The sequence below is a fragment of the Shewanella sp. UCD-FRSSP16_17 genome, assembly GCF_001675935.1.
Classification (GTDB): domain Bacteria; phylum Pseudomonadota; class Gammaproteobacteria; order Enterobacterales; family Shewanellaceae; genus Shewanella; species Shewanella japonica.
Map to the genome: position 1 here is coordinate 78,524 of NZ_LZFV01000035.1, position 17,949 is coordinate 96,472.

Below are 17,949 nucleotides of genomic sequence, written 5' to 3' on the forward strand. Positions count from 1 at the left end.
ATGCGGGTTTTACTAAAACAAGAATTGAAACGCTTATGGTGTTCACCCTGGCAACTGGCTTTGGTGACATATATTCCGCTAATCAGTATTTTGTGCTTGTGGTGGTTATTCAGTGCTGGGTTACCTCGGCAACTGCCTGTGGCTGTGGTTGATCAAGATAATAGCCAACTTACTCGAACCTTAACCCGTAATTTAGCCGCTAATGCCGTAATTAAGCCTATTACCTATACTCAGTTTGCTGATGCAAAGGCTGCGATGACTCAAGCAGAAGTTTACGCTGTGGTTGTGTTTCCGCATGAGTTTAAGCGTAAGTTGTTAACGGGTAGCAGTCCCACCGTCGATATTCGTTATAACAGTCAGTTTTTATTAGTCGGGAAACTATTATCGAGTCAGTTACAGCTGAGTGTAGGCGCTGGACTCATGGAAGTGGCTGGTATGAAGCAGCTTCTCAATGGTGCTAATCGTGCAACGGTTGCGGTCAACTTAAGTCCTGTCACCAGTCAAACCACGGCCTTGTTTAACCGTAACAACAATTACGTGGGATTTTTGGTTCCTCCCGTGTTAATCGCCTTATTGCAGCTTTTGGCAATGATGGTATTTGTAAACTCATTAAACGACAGCCTCATTCGTCAAGGCGAACAGTATTTATTACCAGCAAAGTTTTGGCGGCATGTTGGCGCTAAAGTGTTGTTTTATACCCCTGTAATGTTAGTGCATGGTGGCTTTATCTTAGCGTGGTTATACGGCGTGTTGCGTTTACCGATTGCGGGTAATCTATTGTTACTGATAGCAGCGCAAGCAATGATGTTTTTAGCATTGTGGACCTTGGTTATTTTGGTATTTTTATTGATGCGTGAACCAGCAAGAAGCGTCAGTTTTTGCACCGCTTTATTCGCCCCAGCTTTTGCATTTATGGGGATCACTTTTCCTGTCAATGATATGCCAGAGTTAGCGCAGTGGTGGCGTTTAATTATGCCTTCTAGTCATTATATCGACTCCCATGTCAGTATTATCAGCTACGGCGCTGGAGCGCTTCAGGTATTGCAGCAAAGTATTTCTTATGGCTACTTTATTATCGTTTTAGCGTTAGCTTGGGGGTTACATCGTGTTATTTGGAATAAGCAAATTGCGCTGACTACAACGTCACAAGGTGAAGCTGTAGGGGTCAAGTCATGAGCTGGTTGCAACTGCTATTTGTAGAGCTAAAAGCCATTTTAGCGGATAAAGCCATAGTCGTGACCATGTTTGGTGGCGTGCTGTTTTACTCGGTGCTTTATCCTCTCCCTTATCTGAACCAAGTTCCGACTCAACAACAAGTGGTTGTGGTTGATCACGATAACTCTTCATTAAGTCGCCAGTTGCTTAGACATGCAGATGCTTCTCCCAAAATTACTATCGTTGCTCAGGTGGGCAGTATTGATATTGCACAGCAATGGATATCAGAGTCGAAAGCCCATGGTTTATTAGTCATTCCAGAAGGGTTTAGGCGTAATTTATTACTCGGTAAAGGAGCCACCTTAAGTTACGGTGGCGATGCGAGCTATTTTTTAATTTATTCAGCGGTTGCTGAAGGATTAATTAGTGCAGGCATGGATGCGGGTCGGCAAATTCAGTTAGTGGGGTTGTTAGCACGAGGAGAAAACCCGCAGCAAGCTGAGCAAAGTTTACATTCAGTCAATATTAATAGCGTCCCTGCATTTAATCCCAGTTTAGGTTACACCCCGTATGTGGTGCCTGGATTGTTTTTACTAATTTTGCACCAAACGTTATTGATTGGTACGGGGATTTTAGGGGCAGGACAATGGCGCAAAAAGGGCTATTGGAATCACGTTTCACCTATGGCATTAATTGGTGCACGTCTGATTGTTTTTAGCGCCATTTATGCTTTGTTTGCGAGCTTTTATCTAGGTTATTGCTTTTATTGGTACGATGTCAGTGTGCAAGCGACTTTAACTGAGGTGGCCTTATTGATGGTGCCGTTTATTTTATCCACTGCGGCATGTGGCATTGCACTAAGTAGTCTATTTGTAAGGCGAGAGTTACCGACACAAGTCTTGCTGTTAGTGTCGATGCCCATTTTATTTGTGTCTGGCTTTGTGTGGCCTATCGCATTAATTCCTGATCTTTTGGTGCAATTATCCCAAGTGATTCCTGCCGTACCAGCTATTATGGCTATGTTAGAGTTAAGTCAAATGGGCGCAGGTTGGACGAGTGTATTACCTTTATGGATACATATGTGGACCCTGTTTGTGCTATTTCTGTTATTGGCTTTTATTGGTGTGAAGCAACGGCTGAAAACGGAGAATGGTTAAGTAAAAAAATAGGCATTAAAGTGTCCACTTAATGCCTATTGGTTCCACATTTACTGGTTGTCGACAGAGAAAGCTTTGCTGTCGCTGTTGGTCATCTTCCAAATTATAAGGTCCCCGTTTCTAGGCTATTAAGTGCAGCCTCTAAACGAGTCAGATTTTGCTTATAAATCGGGTCTTTAGTCGCTTTTGCGGCTTGTCTAAAGTCTTCTAAAGCACCAATATTATCATTTGCCAGCACTTTCATTACACCTCGGTTATTGAAGGCATATGCGCGCATTCTCATCGACGGTAATGTTTCTTCATTGACTGCCATTCTAACTGCATCACTACACGCTTTTTCAGCAACATCAAATTGAGATAACTTAGTATATCCCACGCATAAGTTGAGGTTACGAGTATAGGTATCAATGGCTGAGTGCTTTGCTGATTTCGTTAACTCAATGCCTTCAATTAAGTCGCCTGATTGAATAGCATCTACGCCAGGTGTGTCTTCAATAAGCACCATTTTATAACGACTATTTTCAGCGGCATCAGCCATAACCATAGGTGAGCTTGCAAGTAATAAGCTTGCTGCGATAAGAGTAGGTAATGTTTTCATTGTATATTCCTTTATAGGTAGTAGCGGGTTGCTACGTGGCTAATTTAGGGAATATCTGCTTGGCTGACAAACGAGAAAATTCATTGTGATAGATGAGATTTTTTCACTTATTAGCCGCGTGAGTCAGATTATTGTTGGCCAAAGCGGGCAACCGTCCAATCTATTAATTGCTGGACCTCCATTCTTGCTTCACTTTGCCCGTGTTGCAGTAAGTAGTATTTATCATGGCTATTTAAGGCTTCATTAAAGAGTGCTACTAAACTGCCATTTTCAAACCATGCTTTACTGATAGGCATTGGGATAAGTGCGATGCCAATACCTTGCTCTGCTGCGCGAGCAACGCTAAACATACTGTCCAGTTGAATCACTTGTTTTGGCGAAAAATGCGGTAAGTTAACTGATTCTGCCCATTGTTCCCATGAATGAGGTCTTGCTTGATGAACAATTAATGGGACTTTAGATATCACCGATAGTCCTTGAGAATGCAACTGCTGAAATTGGTGAGGGTTGCAGGCTGGGATGTACTTGAGCGGAAATAATTCATGACTATGCTGATCTTGTTGTTTAGAACCTGACAGAACAATTGATAGGTCGGTTTGCCCAGTTTGTGCCGCCCTAGTTTTTACTGTGTCTAATTTTAAATTTATCTGCGGGTATTCTTGAGACCAGCCGATAAGTTGAGGGACAAATAATTCACTGGCAAAAAACTCTGGCATCGAAATACTTACCTCTAAAGTGGTATTTGTTTGTGCGAATTGGTTTACGGTTTCTGAAAGTTTTACCATGATAGGTGCAACTTGCTGATAAAACTGCTTACCCGCATCTGTGAGCTTGATTGCCCGCGTTTGGCGTATAAAAAGAGGTTGCTGCAGGTTTTGCTCTAATTGCTTGATTTGATGGCTCACTGCTGAAGGCGTGAGGAATAATTGATTTGCCGTTTCTTTAAAGCTAAGGCATTCGGCTGCAATACAAAAACAACGTAGTCCTCTAAGGGACGTATGCAGTGGTAACATGATGGACTCGTATAATGAAAGCAAGAAATAAGCAATTGCCAAGCCAAGTCGCTTGAGTGCTTTAGCTGCCTTTATTCAGTGTGTTAAGGGCTTATAAGTCTAGTTCAGCGCACCAGTATAGTGCAGCCGAACTAGCCTACAATGCATTGTAAAGTTTGGGTTCGTTATTACAGCTTATGGTGATGTTTTAGAAATACAGGTTTTCAACAGGCTTGTTGTTTACAAGCATTTCGCACTTGTCGCCTGTGCTTGATTTTGAAGATTGAATGATTCCAGCAACGGCACCAAATGCACCACCTTGATCACCTAATACCGAACCAAAATAGCATTTACCTTCGATTTTTAAATCTCGATACTTACTCTTTAGGTTTTGAGTTGGTGTGTATGGTGGAAAGCGACCTTTCATTAGCGGATCGCCATTAACTGACAGTTCAAGTTTATTTTTTTCAGTATCATAGATACCTGAGAAGACCAAAGTTTGCCCTTCAAATTCAACAGTTTTCTCTTGAGCAACGATAGGTTGAGTTGATGCACATGCAGTGAGTAAAGCGCAGCCAGCAAGTGTGGCTAAAATAGCGGTAGTACGCATTTAAATATCCTTTTAAGCGGTTTTTTAGATTTAATTTTGAGTATTAAACCGTAAGAAAACGAACCCTGTTTTCCCAATTGCGAAAGAGTATATCCTAGTTTTATGATATTTCAATAATAAGAAGCTCGCCGAGGCGAGCTTCTAGATAGTGGGTGATTTACGGGTTAAGCTTGATGACACTAGCTTATGGCACAAGGCATTAGCCCTGTTAAACCATTAACCTATTATCAGATATCACTGCACAGTGACACTTAGGTCCGTTTTCGTAATCAAGCCACCTGGGGTTGTCACTGTTAATGTAATAGAGTCTTGACCCACTTCATCAGCAGCTGTGTAGGTAAACTTAGTGGCAACTTCATCACAGGCATGGCTTGCATCATTAGCTGCGAAGCTATAACACGTCGTGTTAGGAACGGTATAACCCTCGAAGTTGATTGTTCCGTTTATGGCAGTCACCGTTAATGTCGATCCTGCTGGCATGACCTGTCTGGCACTGTCATATAGCTCCACTAATACTGTCTGCATTGCTTCAGGTGCCAAGACTAAATTAGTCACTGGATTTCTATCCACGTCGGTAGCGATAATATTAGCGGCTGAACCTGACATGGTCAGTACAGTGGCTGCACGAATGTAAGTTTTGTTCGCTTGGCCTTCACCACAAAGACTGCCTTCGCATTGTGGTCCATTGAATTTACCATCTGGGCCAGAGTAACTGGTATTGCCTTCAGCATTGAAAAACGGTTTGCCAGAAACATAAACACCGACTTCATCATCATCTCTAAAGGCATCACCTAAATCGCTAAAGCCACTTTGATGATAGGTTTCCCTGTCCATGCCATTACCAGTACAAGCGATAGGAGCACCTGCGCTATCTAAACAAGCATTAGCTATGGCTGTTCCATCAGCATCATCAAAGATGTTATTGCCGTTAGTATCAAAGAAAGTTTCATGTCCTAACGCGTAAGCGAGCACAGTTACACGATGATCAGCTGGTCGTGGATCGGCTGATGTCCATATCACAGAACAAGTCCCATTAACCGTTGAGCATGAAGGCTGGATTTGGCCACCTTCAGTTGTGAAGTTGACCGTAGTGTCATCAGGTGCTGGGTTACCAAAGCTGTCTGATGCAAATACTGTTATGGTGACTTCTTCACCGTTATTGTTTCCCGCCTCTGGGTTAAATAACGAAGGAGAAATGCTAAAGCCTAATTGCTGAGGTAAACCGGTATTCACGGTTAGTTGCTCAGACTGCGTTGTGATGACATCACCCGTATCGCTGTCGGTTGCAGAGGCAAGCACACGCACAGGGGTAGGGATAGTGCCAGACTGAACAGTCACGGTAACTAACCCCTCACTATTGCTGGTTGCTTCACTGGTAATCTCACCATTTGAAAAGCTTAGCCCACCCACAATGGTATCTAAGCTGAAGTCAACAGATTGCTGGGCAGCAGGCTGACCGCTGGCACTACTTATTAAAAATGTCACTAATGACGTTTCTGTTGAGCCAGTTCCGCCTGCGCCTTTAATACGAATTTGTGTAGGTTCGGCAGATATAAAGCTTAGGCTACCAAGCGTTTGGCGTTCTAAGGAAAAATCAAATGTTGCACTAAAAGTTTCGCTACCAACAACCGCTGAAGCCACAATTTGCTCACTACGAACACTATTGCCGCTGCAGCTTGTATCTTGGTATGTTGAACTTGCACGCCCTGCAGAAGTGGTCACAGGAGAGTCTATACTGGCATCAGTACTGGCGACACAATCAGAGGTGAATGAAATGCTGGTTGGGGTTTGTAAAGGAGCAAAGCTGCCGTCATCAGCTTCTACAATAATATCAGCTATGACGCCAAAGCTTGCGCCCGCACCAATAACGTAATCGCCGTCAGTATCTGCAATTAATGTTGAGCCTAACTGATTTTCGTGGAAAGTATTACTGTCATCAATATAACCAAACTTGAGCGTACCATCAGGTATCACTTCATCACCGGCAAGTACTTCATATGCACTGGTGCCTGATACAGTTTCACCATTAAATTCAGTACTGGCTACTAAGGTGTAGGCACCTAGCTCTTCAGTCGATGCAGTATAGCTTATTGTCGCCACACCTTCGGCTGATGTGAGTGCTGTGTTTGGAGATAAACTCGCATTACCTGCTTGGAATGTTACTAGCTGATTGACGATGGGTTGGTTAGTGCCGTCGAGCACATTGGCCGTTAAGATAACCGCATCATCAATTTTGAAACTGGTTACCGTTTGACCCGCTTGAGTAATGCTAGAAACCACAGAAATGGTGTCAGGTGTCGGGACTGTATTGGTGTCTTCGAATTGATAATTACGGGTTGCCGTAACGCTATCTGCATCAGTTGGTGTATGGCTGACTAAAAGGCTGCCAGCACCGACATCGCCACTTGAACTAATAAAAACGCTTGCTAAGCCATCGCTGTCAGTGAGCTTACTATCAGCACTTGCTTCACCAAAGTCAGGTGAAAAGTTGATAATCGCACCACTAACATCACTATTAGAGAGTGTTAAATGGGCTACTGCACAAAAACTTTCGTTGATATCAAAAGTGAGTGAGTCGGTGGCTGCATCACATTGTCCGTTTACTACCGTTTGGTAGCTAACACTAATGCTATAACTGCCGTCTTCTCCTCCGTTATCACCATTGTCATCTGAAGGGCCATTACAACCGATGAGAAAACCAAGTGAAGCGATTGATAAAGGTAGTGCGTATTTTATTTTTTTTAGTAGCATCAGCAACATCCCTGTATGAGTATATTTAGTCTGCTAAACCAGCGCGTAAGTATTTGAATAGTTCTTTGTGAGATTTTGATTCTGCATCAGGACTCTTAGTGAGTTCTTTATTTGCTTGGCGAATCAGTTGACGTAACTTTTGACGTTCAAATGTAGGGTTGTCAGCCAATAACGCTTCTACTTCCTCATTTGGATTTTCAAGTAAACGAGCACGTAACTTCTCAATAATTTGTACTTGAGCAGTTTCATTGTTGTTTTTATTCAATACGTTATCAAGTGCTGTAATAATTGGTTCGTGATCGAACCCGCGCATAAGTTTACCGATGTACTGAAGGTGACGACGGTAAGCTTCTGTTTTAGGTTTGATGCTTTTTGTTTTTAGTACAGCATCATATAAAAATTCGTCTAAACCAACTTTGTCTAGCTGTGATTTACTTAGGGCAATAAGTCGCATGCCAAGCGCTTGAGCTTCCTCACTTTCTTTTTTGAACTCTGTTCTGCTGACGTAATCATCGTCATTGTCATATGGCTGATGGAAGTGGTCGGAATCGCCAACAATTTTCATAGTAAATAACCTCTAATAAATATCCGTGAATAATAACACTTCAAGGGGCATTGCGGCCACCGAATAACGGCTAAGTCGTCAATTTTGCGTAAATCTATTTGTGTTCATTAAGTGATAATTCAACATGATAACTAAAGGTTAGTTTATTTAAGGCAATTTGTGCGCTTAAATCCTTGTTTTGATGGTTATCAATACAGTTTTGAATTTGATATGCTAGTGCCAACAATGGAAACTGAAGAGTAAGTGTGTGTCTACCAATAAAATTGATACTGAATTAGCGGCGCTAAAAGATGCCGTTGCTGTTGCATTAGAGCATGCTAAAAAATTAGGCACCAGTGCTGCAGAAGTGGCGATAAGTAAGCAGCAAGGCTTATCGGTTTCAACCCGTGAAAAGGAAGTTGAAACGGTTGAATTTAATAAAGATGGCGCACTAGGTATTACGGTTTATCGTGATGGCTGTAAAGGCAGTTCATCCACGTCAGATTTAAGTCCTGAAGCGATTGCTGTCGCCGTTAAGGCCGCTGATGATATCGCAAAGTACACTTCATCTGATCCATTTAGCGGTCTTGCTGATAAAGCGCTTATGGCAGAAACCATTCGTGATTTAGACTTATACCATCCGCAAGACATTTCACCTGATGAGTTAGCACAGCTTGCTATACGTGCCGAAGAAGCCAGTTTGTCAGTTGATGAACAAGTGAAACATTCTGACGGCGCAACTGCTAACGCTCATACTGCAGCAAAGGTTTACGGGAATAGTCATGGCTTTTTAAACGGTTATTGTAGCTCTCGCTATAGTTTAAGTTGTGTCGTTATTGGTGAAGAAGCCGATGGCAATATGCAACGTGATTACGATTACACCATTGCCCGTAAATATAATGAGTTAATGACACCCGAGTCGGTTGGTTTATTGGCTGCAAATAAGACATTAAATCGCTTAAATGCACGTAAAATCCCTACGGCAAACTTGCCTGTATTGTTTTCTCCAGAAATTGCGACAGGACTCATAGGGCATTTAGTGGGGGCTATTAGTGGTAGTAGCTTGTATCGTAAATCAAGCTTTTTACAAGACTCAATTCATACCCAACTATTTCCTGAATGGTTTAGTATTGAAGAAAACCCGCATTTGATTGGTGCACTTGCTAGTGCTAACTATGATAGTGAAGGGGTGGCGACACAACAGCGTCAGATCATTGATCGTGGCCAATTAGAAACGTATCTCTTAACTAGCTATTCTGCACGTAAACTTGGCTTAACTAATACGGGTCACGCTGGTGGCATTTATAACTGGACATTAAGTCATACAGGCCAAACCTTTGATGAGCTCATTAAGCAAATGGGCACAGGGTTAATTGTGACGGAAGTGATGGGACAAGGCGTGAATATGGTCACAGGTGATTATTCACGTGGTGCTGCTGGATTTTATGTTGAAAACGGCGAGATTCAATTCCCAGTCGAAGAAATTACCATTGCAGGTAATTTAAAAGATATGTTTATGGGAATTCAAGCTGTCGCGAAAGATCAAGATTTACGCTCTTCTATTCGCACTGGCGGTATTTTATTAAGTGATATGAAAATCGCTGGTAGTTAAGCCAATTGTTGACTTAACCCATTAAAGCACTGCTTAGGCGGTGCTTTTTTATATCTTTAAAATAGTTGAGTTCCCCGAATAAATAGCCATTTACGCAGGCTTTATCTTCTTTACGCAGGCTTTATCTTCTTTACACTTCTTTACGGTCAATTACATCCGTGCTCTGTCCTATCTCCTGAGAATGTAATTAAACAGTTAATGGAGTGAGTATGTTTAACAAAAATGTATGTGGTTTGATGATGGTTTGCTTGGGAAGTGTTTCATTAGCAGCATGTGATTCGATTGATGGCAGCAGTGATGATGATTCGGATTCTGTTGCGTACGTACAATTTTATAATGCCTCAGCGGATAGCACAGCAACATCATTAGTTTTAGATGACTACCAATACACAGACGTTGAATTTGGTGATGCAATGCCACGTTACGGATATGATACGGGTAGTGTTGATATGGAAATCTATGGTCTAGATGAATATGAGGATACTGTCAGTATTTATAGCCAGACGATTAGTTTGAGTAATGAGGCAAATCACTTATATGTGCTTTACGGTGATTATGTTTCACCTGAGTTATTAGATATCGAATATGATCGCAGTGATATGGATGATATCAATGATGACGAGGATAGTGACGACAGTAAAATGCAGGTATTGGTTGCCAATGTAACCAGTGAAGATAACGCTTATGACGCCTATATCTCGCTTGATAGTGACAGTTATCAAGATGCCACTATGATAGGCAGTATCAACTACGGTGGTTATACCTCAGAGCTGATGCTAAATACCGATGAATACATCATTTACCTGACAGAGCAGGGCACTGATAACGTGGTTTATACCACTGATAGCATGAGCTTAACCAGTGAAACGGTTTATAAGTTTGTTCTAAGAAATAGTTTTGGCTCTGGCGATTTAAAAATCACTTTGGACAGTGTTGATTCAACATCAACCCCTGTGACTTACACCAATATTGATTCAACGGCCGACTTTAGAGTGTTCAATGGTTTAGAAGATACCACGTTAGATATTGATGTCGTAAGTAAGTTAGAGTCCCACTATTTGAAAGACATTACGCCATTTACTACCAGTGAGTATTCGCAAACAGGGTTTAATGATTATGGTGTGACGGTAACCAATGCGGAGACTAGCGAAGTCATTTTAGACAATGTACTTGTGACGTTTAACCAAGACGACATCCGCACTTTATTGTTGTATCGAGATGATACCGTCAAAGGCATGGTGATAGAGCATGACCTTCGTCCAAGAGCTTATGAATATAATGTTGATGTCGCTAACCTATCTCAAGATTACGATGATGTGATTGTGTACTTTGTCAGCAGCACTGAAACCATTGAGTCAGCACAATACACCATTGAAAACCTCGATTTTGAAGAGCAAGATAGCTTGGTTATGCCGCAAGATGACTATGAAATAAATGTCGTATATGAATCTGATAACGGCACACAGACCTTGCTATATCAGTCTGATTTAATCAGTTTTGATGGTGACACGAATTACAGCTTTGTACTTACCCAAGATAGCCAAAGTCAGTTTGGCTATACATTACACCAATTGTAATCTTTCGTAGAGTGCCAATAACATTACTGCGAATGGAAGCTGTTTCATAAAAAATGCCGATAGTTGATGCTATCGGCATTTTTGTTATAAGGCTCTGGCCTGTCGATGTTTGAGCTTTAAAGCATGCGTCGTTATCAAACCTATTTAGGCTGTTTGATAGTTACTTAAAATTCGGCCTAAGTTGGCTGATGCTTCAGATAAATCAGCAACACCACTTGATGACTGGTTAGCAAGATCTCTGATGGTATTAGACTTAACACGAATTTCTGTCAGCTCTTTAGCAATATCGTTTGCCACCGCGCTTTGTTCTTCTGAAGAGGTAGAAATATGGAAACTCATGTCCATAATCGAACGAGAAGACTCGGCAATTGAGTTCACGTCTGTCCCAATGTTGGCAATTAAATCGCTGCTACTTTGTGCTTGCTTAACTGTATCTTGGGTAATGCTATCAATGTTAAGGGTTTCAGATTGCAATTGCTCAATCATGCTTTGGATTTCAACCGTTGCTGATTGTGTACGACTGGCTAAGGTACGGACTTCGTCTGCAACGACGGCAAAGCCTCGTCCCATTTCACCCGCTCGAGCTGCTTCAATAGCGGCATTTAATGCCAATAGGTTCGTTTGTTCTGAAATAGCATTAATGGTAGTAATCACTTCATTAATTTTGGTCGCGTTTTCTTTCAAGCTGCCTACGGAGTCTGAGGTTTTTTCAATGTATGTTGATAATTGCTCAATCTCTTCGATTGCTCTTTTTACACGATTGTAGCTTTGCTTAGTGTATTCAGAATCTTGCTCAACTTGCTGCGTGGCGTTTTTAGCAATGTTTGATACCTCTAACGACGATGCCGTCATTTCTTCCATCGCAGTCGCAACAGAGTCTAAAGAGACATATTGTTGATCTATTTGCTCGGCGCTTTGCTGTGTTTCATCGGCAAATGAAGACGAGGTATGGTGCAAGGTATCTGCGCTTTGCTTAACCGTCACAACCAGTTCGGTTAATGTGTCCATCGCTTTATCTAATGCGCAACCTATGGTGCCGAACTCATCACGACCTGGGTGGAAGCCCAAGCGAGACGTTAAATCACCATTGCCAATTTTTTTAGTGGTATCCCACAGCACGAAAAGTGCGCCGCCAATAAAGGTCGCATTCCAATAAATCACTAATGCAAAAGGCAGTACCCATAAATACGTGAGCAATAAGCTATAAAGTGCCGCTTGTTTGGCATCTGCTTCTAGTTGATATACAGACTGGTTAAGCGAGAAGTATTGTCCATTTGATTGCATTACTGCGGTAATGTTGTTGCCATTACGTTCGCTTTGCTGATGATAAGTCGATACTGATAAGCCTGTGGTAGCAGCTTGTTCGAGTTGGTCAGTGGCGATAAGCGTATTAACTGTGGTGTTGACCTTTTCAGTTAACATTGCCATTGATTGTTGTTCTATCTGATCGATACGGTCAAGGTAGGTATTAATTGAGACAAAGCTCAATATTACTAAGAATAACCCGAAAATTGCCCAGAACTTGTCGTTAATAGACATTTTGATAAACAGTTTATCAATATTACGAAATTCAACTTGTTTCATAAAATCAGCACTTGAATAGAAGAAATTAATTGGATTCTAGAGCAGGTGGCGTCGATTTGATATGGTTTTTTCACAAAAAAAGCGCTTTTTTATCGGTTATGCTACATAGGGAACATTGACTCAACAAACGCTGGAGCAGTCTGATTATACACACCTTAAAACAGTGCTAAGTAAAGATGTGTTTTCATTTATTTATTCAATAAATTAACCATGAAACGCCTAAAGGCATTTTCGAAGGCATGTAATAAATCCATATCGTGATCGAGAATGTGGTTCATCGCGCCATAAGAGACTGCTTGATGGGCATAACAGATCCCTTCGGCTAAGTGCCAAGCTTCATGAAGCACCTCCATATCAGCATAACTTTGCCATTGGGATAAATAGGCTTGAACAATTTGCTGCTTTGCAGGTGTTTTTTCCATACGAAAGACATAGGTGCCATCGATAAATGGGTGGCTAATACATGCATCAMTCCAATCAAAATAGATAAACGGCTCGCTTGCTTGTTCAGTTGGTAATGCAGTATTGGGTGCAATATTTTCGATGTGTAAATCACTATGCACTAAGGTGTTAGGGAGACCAAGTTGCAGCAATGCATTAATCTGTTGTGTCAATTTAGTCATGACCTCGCTGATTTGCGCAGCAGATTGTGGTATGTCCTTAGGTAGGCGAGCGGTTATGTTGTCATCAGCAAACATGGCTGTTAATTGATCGGGTAAGTTACGAATATCACGTTGTATGCAGCCAGAATCGATTAATTTATCGAGATGCAGGATAGAGCGCTGCTGCAATTTTGCAAAGGCATTAAAGGGGAGCGCCCAATCTGACAATGGCACAGTATCAACAAAAGCAGTGCCAAAATCAGCGGTTAATAACCATTGTTGCTGAGGCTCATAAGCCAGCGTGGTTGCTATAGCATTTGGAAAAAGGTCATACAATGTTGCACATAACTGCGATTCATTAGAAAACAAAGGTAGTGAAGCAGTGGCTTTAAAAAATACATCACCTTTGTTTGTCTTTTGTTTATAAACGTACCCGAGACTCCAGCCTTTTATCAGCACTAACGAACCAATAACTTGGTAATCCAGCTCCCTTAATGATCGATTTACCCACTGTTGTGCTTGCTTGGGCCAATCAGGTTGTAACCAAGATTGAGATGTTACCTGTGTCATTAAGCGACCTTAAATGTGAATGTACGTTTGCTTACGATTATTGTTGATCTTTTTTATACTTTAAATTCAGTTGCTTATTTGACTTTGAGTGCAGTCGCGGGCTGAGGTTATATTACTGTGATTGCACTTCTCATGATTTGGTAATTTAATAAGATCACATCAATATCCTAATATAGATAACAAAAAGAGAACAGGTATGAAGCTAATTCCCCTCGCGGCTGTGATGGTCAGCGTTGCATCAATGATGACAGTAAGCGACGTTATTGCTGACCAAAGTAATGAAGCGTCAGCTCATAAGCAGACAAATGTCAGTATGCATAGTCGTCAAATTGCCATTGATGAAACGGTAGTCACTGAACATAAAACGAAAGTGAATGGTAATAGCTTTTCTTATACTGCAACGGTTGGTACCCAACCTGTGTGGAACGAAAATGGTGATGCGGTCGCAACCTTAAGTTATACCTATTATCAGCGAGATAACGTTAGAAATAACGCCAAACGTCCTTTATTGATCTCATTTAATGGTGGTCCAGGTTCAGCGTCTGTATGGATGGACATAGGTTACACAGGTCCTCGTGCCATTAACGTTGATGACGAAGGCTATCCTTTGCAGCCTTATGGGGTTAAAACCAACCCATATTCTATTTTAGATGTTGCCGATATCGTGTATGTAAACCCTGTTAATACGGGTTATTCACGGGTGTTACCTAATAAAGATGGCGAGATGCCATCAAAAGATGAACAACAGGAAATGTTCTTTGGGGTTAATGCTGATATTAAGTATTTAGCAGAATGGCTAAATACCTTTGTGAGTCGCAATGAGCGCTGGCGTTCACCTAAATACTTAATCGGTGAAAGTTACGGTACTACACGTGTATCTGGTTTGGCATTGGAGTTACAAGACCGTCAATGGATGTATTTAAATGGCGTCGTGCTGGTTTCACCAACCGATATTGGTATTGAACGCAAAGGCCCTGTAAAAGCCGCTAACCGCCTTCCTTATTTTGCCGCAGCCGCTTGGTATCACAAGGCGTTATCTGCCGATTTACAAAATACAGATTTAACTGAGTTTTTACCTGAGGTTGAGGCATTTACCATTAATGAATACATACCTGCGTTGGCAATGGGTGGTTTTATTGCGCCTGATCATAAGCAAAAAATTGCTGAGAAAGTGGCTTACTTTTCAGGCTTAAGTGTCGATGCTGTATTGAAGTCTAATCTAGATGTTTCAACTCGCTTTTTCTGGAAAGAATTATTACGTGAGCGTGGTCAAACTGTGGGGCGTTTAGATTCTCGTTACTTAGGGATTGATAAGCAAGATGTTGGCGATAGTCCAGATTACAATGCTGAGTTAACGTCATGGTTACACTCTTTTACACCAGCAATTAATGCGTACATTCGTGAAGAGTTAAACTATAAAACCGATATTAAGTATTACATGTTAGGTGATGTGCATCCGTGGGATCGCACTAACAACAAAACCGGTGAAAACTTACGTCAAGCAATGGCACAAAACCCGTATTTAAATGTCATGGTACAAGCTGGTTACTATGACGGTGCGACCAACTACTTTGATGCCAAATACACCATGTGGCAACTTGATCCAAGTAGCAAGATGAAAGACCGTTTAAGTTTTAAAGGTTATCGAAGTGGTCATATGATGTACTTACGTTCTGAAGATCTAAAACAGTCAAACCAAGACTTACGTGAATTTATTGAGAACACCATGCCTAAACCAGATATGGCGGCAAAATATTAATAAATCATGTTTCAGTTGCGCAAGCGGCGATTTAAGCTTGACTGGATGACACTTAAAATGGGAGCTTCGGCTCCTATTTTGATTAGGAAATCAACCTAGTTGTTGATTGAGTTATTTAGTTATTTAGTTATTTAGTTATTTAGTTATTTAGTTATTTTGTATTACAAAACAGAAAGATAATGAGTTGGAGTGGTCAATGAGATTAAGGATGTTATCGGCAGTATCGCTAGGGATTACGTTGTCCATGCCGATGTGGTTACAAGCTAAAACGGTCAATGAAGCAGCATCAACGGCGAGTGATGTGTTATGTGAAGCTGCCTCGATTACCCCGATTTCTCAGATCCAAGGCACAGGAAGCAGTAGCCCTTTTGTGGTGGAAGGCACCAATGAATCGGTTAATGAATTAACCACTCGAGGCGTGGTAACAGCTCGAGCTGATAGATTATACAAAGGTTTCTTTATTCAAGATCCTCTCGCTGCAGGTTCACCTTTAGCATCAGACGGTATTTTTGTGCATTGGGGAGCGTCTGCACCCGCAGAAATCGTCCCAGGGATGGAAGTCTGTGTCACAGGTAAAGTACAAGAGTATTCAGGCTTTACCCAAATCAATATAGAACAACAGCAAAAATTTACACTCGGTAACCATGTTGGTGAGCTTGCTGCTACGCCTTTATTGGTTCAAGAAGGTCAAAGTTTGGCTCAAGCTCTTGAGCGATTTGAAGGCATGAAAGTTGTGTTAACAACAGCGAGTGACATGAAAGTCACACGTTCATTTAGCCTCGATTATGATTCATACCGTAATAACATGGTGTTGTCACATCAAGCACCATTAATGAAAGCCACCCAGGTTTATTCACCTTTATCCACTGACGCAATCGCATTACACAGTGCCAATCTCAGCAATCAACTTGTGGTTGAATCTGACTATAAAGCTGCGCATGGCGAGGTGCCGTATTTTTCAAATTTTAATGCCGATAACGGTTATATTCGTATCGGAGATACCTTGACCAACATTGAAGGAGTCATTGGCTATAGCTACGATCAATACCGTTTGATGCCAATCAATAGCATCAATGCTAGCGACTTTATTCGTAATCAAGACAGAACGGCGGCACCTACGATTGCAAACCAAGGTGATATTCGGGTCGCCAGTTTTAATGTGCTGAACTTCTTTAATAGCGAATTTGGCGGAGATGCTAACCCATTAGGCCATAACCGAGGGGCAAAAGTTGAATCAGAAATGCGATTGCAGCGGACCAAAATCGTTAATGCAATGGCTGCAATGAATGCAGATATTATTGGTTTAATGGAAGTTGAGAATAATGGCTTTGGTGAATTAAGTGCCATTCAAAACTTAGTCACAGCGCTTAATGCAAAGCTGCCTGCTGAACTTGCTTATCAATTTGTTGAAGTCACTGACAATGGCGGTTTTGTCGGCTCAGATGCTATTGCTGTCGGTCTATTATATCGACCTTCTGTGGTGACTTTAGATGGAAAAGCAAAGGTGATACCAACGCCTGAACAGCACCTAGAAGAAGGGGTGATTACACGTAACAATGGCGATGTAAAAGAAACGAACCCTGCATATCATAAATACCAGCGCCATAGCTTAATGCAAGCTTTTATGATTGATGAGCAAAAACTGACAATCGTAGTGAATCACTTTAAATCTAAAGGCTCAGGCTGTGTCGAAGATTGGTTAAGCTTCAATGAAGAAACAGAGCCAGTAGATTTACAAGGCAAGTGTAATGCGTTTCGAGTCTCTGCTGCTAAGGTCATAGGCGAGTCGGTTAAAGACATAGAAGGGGATGTATTGGTTATTGGTGATTTAAATGCCTATGGCAAAGAAGATCCATTAGCAGTGCTAACTGATTATGATGCCGCGCGAAGTGAACGAGTCATTAAAACGGCATCACATACCCGTTTAAATGGCGTTGAGTATGAAGCAACAGGCCAGGTAATTGATAAAGGCTATGGGTTTATTAATTTAAATACGCAAGCCCATGGCGCAGCGACGTACTCATACAGTTATCGAGGTGAACTAGGCAATTTAGACCACGCCTTAGGTAATGCCAGCTTAGCAGCACGTTTGGTCGCCATTGAAGATTGGCATATCAATGCGGTTGAATCTAACTTGTTCGAATACAGCAGTAAATATACCGGAGAGCTAGCCAAGTCTGACAATGTTTACTCTTCATCAGATCATGATCCAGTGCTCGTTGCGCTGGCATACCCTCAAGCGGCAGTATCAAAAGTAAAAGTCGGTGAAATTAAACAAAATGCTGGTGGCAGTTTAGGTTACTTGGGTTTATTACTTTTATTGATCTTATGCCTTCGCCGTACGTTTACGCTTCAAAATGAGTCAACTCATCACTAATGGCGAGATTGGGTATGGTAGATTAGTAAAAAGGAACCTTAGGCTCCTTTTTTTATTGGTT

General features: G+C 41.6%; 13 protein-coding genes. 6 read left to right on the forward strand and 7 right to left on the reverse strand.

The genetic code is table 11. The features are described from left to right. Together A9267_RS14235 and A9267_RS14240 are read left to right on the forward strand one after the other, a co-directional pair. Window positions 1-1,176, forward strand: coding sequence for an ABC transporter permease (locus A9267_RS14235; protein WP_065109643.1), 1,176 nt, complete (start codon window positions 1-3; stop codon window positions 1,174-1,176). Then, complete coding sequence (locus tag A9267_RS14240; protein WP_065109644.1) at window positions 1,173-2,312, forward strand: ABC transporter permease; 1,140 nt, start codon at window positions 1,173-1,175, stop codon at window positions 2,310-2,312. Before A9267_RS14235 ends, A9267_RS14240 begins: the two co-directional genes overlap by 4 nt. A gap of 103 nt (window positions 2,313-2,415) precedes the next feature. On the opposite strand, the gene A9267_RS14245 is transcribed toward A9267_RS14240, so the two are convergent. The 5 genes from A9267_RS14245 to yjgA form a co-directional block, all read right to left on the reverse strand. Continuing rightward, window positions 2,416-2,910: a hypothetical protein gene (locus A9267_RS14245; RefSeq protein ID WP_055022897.1), complete on the reverse strand. Its 495-nt coding sequence runs from the start codon at window positions 2,908-2,910 to the stop codon at window positions 2,416-2,418. Between the two features lie 128 nt (window positions 2,911-3,038). After that, the gene (locus A9267_RS14250) at window positions 3,039-3,914 is read right to left on the reverse strand and encodes a LysR substrate-binding domain-containing protein (protein ID WP_443018801.1); all 876 of its coding nucleotides are present in this window, start codon (window positions 3,912-3,914) and stop codon (window positions 3,039-3,041) included. Between the two features lie 196 nt (window positions 3,915-4,110). Further along, window positions 4,111-4,512, reverse strand: a complete 402-nt coding sequence (locus A9267_RS14255) for a hypothetical protein (RefSeq protein WP_055022895.1) — start codon at window positions 4,510-4,512, stop codon at window positions 4,111-4,113. A 234-nt stretch (window positions 4,513-4,746) separates the two neighbouring features. After that, window positions 4,747-7,263, reverse strand: coding sequence for an Ig-like domain-containing protein (locus tag A9267_RS14260; RefSeq protein ID WP_065109647.1), 2,517 nt, complete (start codon window positions 7,261-7,263; stop codon window positions 4,747-4,749). 25 nt (window positions 7,264-7,288) lie between these two features. After that, complete coding sequence (gene yjgA, locus A9267_RS14265; protein WP_065109648.1) at window positions 7,289-7,828, reverse strand: ribosome biogenesis factor YjgA; 540 nt, start codon at window positions 7,826-7,828, stop codon at window positions 7,289-7,291. Window positions 7,829-8,075: 247 nt separating this feature from the next. Between yjgA and pmbA the strand changes: the two genes are divergently transcribed. After that, window positions 8,076-9,419, forward strand: coding sequence for a metalloprotease PmbA (gene pmbA / locus A9267_RS14270; protein WP_055022892.1), 1,344 nt, complete (start codon window positions 8,076-8,078; stop codon window positions 9,417-9,419). 209 nt (window positions 9,420-9,628) lie between these two features. Next, window positions 9,629-10,996, forward strand: coding sequence for a hypothetical protein (locus A9267_RS14275; protein WP_065109649.1), 1,368 nt, complete (start codon window positions 9,629-9,631; stop codon window positions 10,994-10,996). A gap of 144 nt (window positions 10,997-11,140) precedes the next feature. Here A9267_RS14275 and A9267_RS14280 read toward each other — a convergent pair whose 3' ends face one another. Then, window positions 11,141-12,580 (reverse strand): methyl-accepting chemotaxis protein, encoded by a 1,440-nt coding sequence (locus tag A9267_RS14280; protein WP_065109650.1) that lies wholly within the window; start codon window positions 12,578-12,580, stop codon window positions 11,141-11,143. A gap of 188 nt (window positions 12,581-12,768) precedes the next feature. After that, on the reverse strand, window positions 12,769-13,752 hold the full coding sequence (locus A9267_RS14285; RefSeq protein WP_065109651.1) for a phosphotransferase: 984 nt from the start codon (window positions 13,750-13,752) through the stop codon (window positions 12,769-12,771). A 196-nt stretch (window positions 13,753-13,948) separates the two neighbouring features. On the opposite strand from A9267_RS14285, the gene A9267_RS14290 reads away from it, so the two are divergent. Continuing rightward, on the forward strand, window positions 13,949-15,511 hold the full coding sequence (locus A9267_RS14290) for a S10 family serine carboxypeptidase-like protein (RefSeq protein ID WP_082972396.1): 1,563 nt from the start codon (window positions 13,949-13,951) through the stop codon (window positions 15,509-15,511). A 196-nt stretch (window positions 15,512-15,707) separates the two neighbouring features. After that, window positions 15,708-17,888 carry an ExeM/NucH family extracellular endonuclease gene (locus tag A9267_RS14295; RefSeq protein WP_156669173.1) on the forward strand — a complete coding sequence of 727 codons (2,181 nt, stop codon included), beginning with the start codon at window positions 15,708-15,710 and terminating at the stop codon, window positions 17,886-17,888. The last annotated feature ends 61 nt before the right edge of the window (window positions 17,889-17,949 follow it).